This window comes from Piscicoccus intestinalis NBRC 104926, assembly GCF_001515525.1.
In the GTDB taxonomy this organism is placed as follows: domain Bacteria; phylum Actinomycetota; class Actinomycetes; order Actinomycetales; family Dermatophilaceae; genus Kineosphaera; species Kineosphaera intestinalis.
On record NZ_BCNQ01000239.1, the window covers coordinates 1 to 3,503 of the forward strand.

Consider the following 3,503-nt stretch of genomic DNA (forward strand, 5'->3'; position numbering starts at 1 on the left):
CGCGGCTGCGGAAACGGGGCGCCGGTCGTGTCGTGTCGCGCCTTGTCCTGTTGCCGACTACTTGAGGAAGTCGGGCACGTCGAGGTCGTCGCCCTCGTCGAAGGTCACCGTGCGCGGCGGGCGGGCCGGCTGCTGCGGAGCCTGACCGGCTCCCTGGCGCGCGGGCTCGGGCTGCCGCTGGGGCTCCTGCTGACGCACCGGCTGCTGCGGCGCGCGCTGCGGCTGCTGCTCGACGCGGTGGGTCTGCCCCTGGGCCGGGGCCCAGTTGCCGCCGGAGGGCGGGGGCAGCCGCTGCACCGGCTCCTCGTCGGCGATCGGCTCGGGCTGCTGGCGCGGCGTGTTGCCGAAGACGCCCTGGGACCGCTGCTGCTGCGGCGGCTGCTGCCGACGCTGCGGTTGCGGGTCGGCCGCCTGGGAGCGCTCGTCGCGGCGCTGCTGCGGACCGCCACCGTCGAAGCCGGCCGCGATGACCGTGACGCGCACCTCGTCGCCGAGGGCGTCGTCGATGACCGCGCCGAAGATGATGTTGGCCTCGGGGTGCGCGGCCTCCTGCACGAGCCGGGCCGCCTCGTTGATCTCGAACAGACCGAGGTCGGAGCCGCCCTGGATCGAGAGCAGCACGCCGTGCGCGCCGTCGATGCTCGCCTCGAGCAGCGGCGAGGAGATCGCCAGCTCGGCGGCCTGCACCGCGCGGTCCTCGCCGCGGGCCGAGCCGATACCCATGAGCGCCGACCCGGCTCCCTGCATGACCGACTTGACGTCGGCGAAGTCGAGGTTGATGAGGCCGGGCGTGGTGATGAGGTCGGTGATGCCCTGCACACCGGAGAGCAGCACCTGGTCGGCGCTGCGGAAGGCGTCGAGCATGGAGACCGCGCGGTCGCTGATCGACAGCAGCCGGTCGTTGGGGATGACGATGAGGGTGTCGACCTCTTCGCGCAGCGCGCCGATGCCGGACTCGGCCTGGTTGGCGCGGCGCCGGCCCTCGAAGGTGAAGGGCCGGGTGACGACGCCGATGGTCAGGGCGCCGAGGCTCTTGGCGATGCGGGCCACGACGGGCGCGCCGCCGGTGCCGGTGCCGCCGCCCTCGCCGGCGGTGACGAAGACCATGTCGGCGCCGCGCAGCGCCTCCTCGATCTCCTCCTCGTGGTCTTCGGCGGCCTTCTTGCCGACCTCCGGGTCGGCGCCGGCTCCGAGACCGCGGGTCAGTTCGCGGCCGACGTCGAGCTTGAGGTCGGCGTCGCTCATGAGCAGTGCCTGGGCGTCGGTGTTGATGGCGATGAACTCCACGCCCTTCAACCCGACCTCGATCATGCGGTTGATCGCGTTCACACCGCCCCCGCCGATGCCGACGACCTTGATGACGGCCAGGTAGTTCTGTGGTGCTGCCACGTCGGGGGCCTCTCCTGAAGATGACTGTGTAACGACGTCGATGACGTGTGTTGACGTATGTGGTTGCTCGTCGAGGACCCCGACGAGGTGGGCTATCTTGCCCCACCGGTAGACCTCAACCTGAGGTGTCGCCCCCGATATGGCCCCGGGACGACCTCGCTGCGCGAGGCCGGGGAACCGACGGCGAACCCGCGCGGGGCGGGCTGGGCACCTCAGTCGAGCGTCATCCTACGCGACCGGGGAGTCGAATCCAGACAGGCTGTCATTAGGCGAGGCGAGTCTCAATGTCAAGTTTAGGCATGGACTCGCTGCGCGGCGCTCGTGACCGGGCGACGGGGTGCGGACGCGTCGAGCCGGGCGATCCCCGGGGTGTCGAGGACGGCATCCGACACCGCCGATGTGAGACGGTCGCCGCCGGAGCGCCGCCACCGGGCGACGACCGTGCCGAACCGCAGGTCAACGCTGCCATCGGTGGCAACGGCGATGCCCCGCAAGCGGGCTCGGCACTGCGTCGGGACGGCGTCGAGCACCGTCACCGCCGCCTCCTGCGGCCGGGTCGCACCGGGCGCGACGGTCGCCGGCAGGGCACCGCAGGGCGCCCGATCGGTGCGCTCGAAGGCCACTCCGGGCGCGTCCACCAGCTGGACTCCCGGCGCGCCGCCGCGCGCGGCGAGCAGCGCAACCCTCGGTGTCACGGTGATGGACACGGCGCCGGGCCTGTCCCGAGCGACCTCGACCCTGGAGTTACGCCTGAGGCAGGCCCTTCTGTCGAGACACTTCCAAAGTATCAACGTCAACTAGAGGATAACCCCAGGAGACAGAGTCAGACCCGGGGCGCAAACGGCTGACGACGCAGTCGGCTGATCGTCATCAGTTCGGAGTGTCAGCTCGGCGTCTCGGTCGGGCTGCGTCGGCGCTGCCGTGAAAACTGCGTGTCGCGGTGAGGACTGCGGCACGGACCGCAGTCCCGACCACGACACGCAGTTCTCAGGGACGTTGGTCGGGGGCGTCGGTCGTCACTGCGAGGGGGGCGCGCCGTCTCCGAGGAGGTCGAGCACGGCGGGTCCGACGTCGGTGACGTCGCCGGCACCGACGGTCACGAGCAGGTCGCCGGGGCGCAGCAGCGCCGCGACCGCCTCGGCGGCGGAGGCACGGTCGGCCACGTAGTGCACCTGCGTGTCGCCGGGCAGGGCCCGCAGCTCGTCGGCGACGAGCTCGCCGCTGACGCCGGGCATCGGGTCTTCGCGGGCCGCGTACACGTCGAGGACGACGGCGACGTCGGCGGGCGCCAGGCCCGCGGCGAGGCTGTCGGCGAAGTCGCGGGTGCGCGAGTACAGGTGCGGCTGGAAGACGACGACGAGGCGACCGCCGGGCTCGACCAGGCGCCGCGCGGTCGAGACGACGGCCGCGACCTTGCCGGGGTTGTGCGCGTAGTCGTCGACGACGTGCACCCCGCCCACGGAGCCCTTCGGCTCGAAGCGGCGCCGCGTGCCGGTGTACGCGGCGAGCCCGGCGAGCACCCCGTCGGCGGGGGCCAGCACCCCCTGGGCCGCGGCGAGGTAGGCGGCCGCGGCGTTGCGCAGGTTGTGGTCGCCGGGCACGGCGATGACGAGTTCGGCGTCCGAGCCGATCCCCGCGAGCCGGGCGCGCCCGGTCATGCCGTCGGCGCGCAGGTCGGTCAGGCGCAGGTCGGCCTCCGGCGACGTGCCGTACGTCAGCACCCGCACGCCGTCGGCGGCGGCGCGCTCGGCGAGCCGGGCCGAGCCCTCGTCGTCGGCGCAGGCCACGAGCAGCCCGTCGGGGCGGATGGAGGCGGTGAACCGCAGGTAGGCCTCCTGCACGGCCTCGAAGGTGCCGTAGAAGTCGAGGTGGTCTGGCTGCACGTTGGTGACGACCGCGACCTGGGGTTTGTAGGCGAGGAACGAGCCGTCGCTCTCGTCGGCCTCGATGACCATCGCGGAGCCGGTGCCGAGCCGGGCGTTGGTGCCGGCGGCGGCGAGTTCGCCGCCGATGGCGAACGAGGGGTCCAGGCCCGCCTCCTGCAGGGCGACGGTGAGCATCGAGGTGGTCGTCGTCTTGCCGTTGGCGCCGGCGACGGCCAGCGGGGTGCGGCC

The 3,503-nt window shown here is 72.8% G+C and carries 3 protein-coding genes; all 3 read right to left on the bottom strand.

Annotated features, from left to right (window positions below; genetic code table 11):
• Positions 1-57: 57 nt before the first annotated feature.
• Entirely contained in the window at positions 58-1,389 is a 1,332-nt protein-coding gene (ftsZ, locus tag PINTE_RS20655; RefSeq protein WP_068434359.1) for a cell division protein FtsZ, read from the bottom strand.
• Between the two features lie 293 nt (positions 1,390-1,682).
• Complete coding sequence (locus PINTE_RS20660) at positions 1,683-2,096, bottom strand: cell division protein FtsQ/DivIB (RefSeq protein ID WP_068434360.1); 414 nt, start codon at positions 2,094-2,096, stop codon at positions 1,683-1,685.
• A gap of 309 nt (positions 2,097-2,405) precedes the next feature.
• Positions 2,406-3,503, bottom strand: a 1,098-nt coding sequence (murC, locus tag PINTE_RS20665; protein WP_068434363.1) for a UDP-N-acetylmuramate--L-alanine ligase, incomplete at its 5' end; no start/stop codon positions are given.